Annotated in this window: 1 protein-coding gene; it reads left to right on the top strand. The window is 65.0% G+C overall.

Going from position 1 to position 1,438, the window contains the following annotated elements; translation table 11 throughout:
* Positions 1–1,438, top strand: a 1,438-nt coding sequence (treS, locus tag ABGB11_RS42360; protein ID WP_347641356.1) for a maltose alpha-D-glucosyltransferase, incomplete at both ends; no start/stop codon positions are given.

Genomic DNA, 1,438 nt, shown 5'->3' with positions numbered 1-1,438 from the left:
CACTGGTTCAAGACGGCGGTGTTCTACGAGGTGTCGGTCCGCGGGTTCGCCGACAGCAACAACGACGGCTACGGCGACCTGCGCGGCCTGATCTCCAAACTCGACCACCTGCAATGGCTCGGCGTCGACTGCCTGTGGCTGCTGCCCATCTACCAGTCCCCGCTCAAAGACGGCGGCTACGACATCGCCGAATACACCCGCATCCTCCCCGAATTCGGCGAACTCGGCGACTTCGTCGACCTCATCGAACAAGCCCACGCCCGCGGCATCCGCGTCATCGCCGACCTGGTCATGAACCACACCTCCGACCAGCACCCCTGGTTCCAGGCCTCACGCACCGACCCCGACGGCCCCTTCGGCGACTTCTACATGTGGGCCGACGACGACACCGGCTACCCCGACGCCCGCATCATCTTCATCGACACCGAATCCTCCAACTGGACCTACGACCCCGTCCGCGGCCAGTACTACTGGCACCGCTTCTTCTCCCACCAACCCGACCTCAACTACGACAACCCCGCCGTCCAAGACGCCATGCTGGAAAACCTCCGCTTCTGGCTCGACCTGGGCATCGACGGATTCCGCCTGGACGCCGTCCCCTACCTGTACGCCCGCGAAGGCACCAACTGCGAAAACCTCCCCGAAACCCACACCTACCTCAAACGCGTCCGCGCCGAAGTCGACCGCCTCTACCCCGACCGCGTCCTGCTCGCCGAAGCCAACCAATGGCCCGCCGACGTCGTCGAATACTTCGGCGACCCCGCCGCCGGCGGCGACGAATGCCACATGGCCTTCCACTTCCCCGTCATGCCCCGCATCTTCATGGCCGTCCGCCGCGAACAGCGCTACCCCATCTCCGAAATCATGGCCCAAACCCCCAAAATCCCCGACTCCTGCCAATGGGGCATCTTCCTCCGCAACCACGACGAACTCACCCTGGAGATGGTCACCGACGAAGAACGCGACTACATGTACACCGAATACGCCAAAGACCCCCGCATGAAAGCCAACATCGGCATCCGCCGCCGCCTGGCCCCCCTGCTGGACAACGACCGCAACCAACTCGAACTCTTCACCGCCCTGCTGCTCTCCCTGCCCGGCTCCCCCGTCCTGTACTACGGCGACGAGATCGGCATGGGCGACAACATCTGGCTCGGCGACCGCGACGCCGTCCGCACCCCCATGCAATGGACCCCCGACCGCAACGCCGGCTTCTCCCACTGCGACCCCGCCCGCCTCTACCTGCCGGTCATCATGGACCCCATCTACGGCTACCAGGCCGTCAACGTCGAAGCACAGGCCAACAACCCCGGATCCCTGCTGCACTGGACCCGCAAAATGATCGAGATCCGGCAGCGCCACCCCGTCTTCGGCGTCGGCTCCTACGTCGAACTGTCCGCCTCCAACCCCTCCGTCCTGGCCTTCACCCGCGAGATCA

Origin of the sequence: Actinomadura sp. B10D3 (assembly GCF_039871695.1) — a bacterium.
In the GTDB taxonomy this organism is placed as follows: Bacteria; Actinomycetota; Actinomycetes; order Streptosporangiales; family Streptosporangiaceae; genus Spirillospora; species Spirillospora madurae.
The sequence above is the reverse complement of the archived record's forward strand: the minus strand, read 5'-3'. Positions and strand labels throughout refer to the sequence as shown.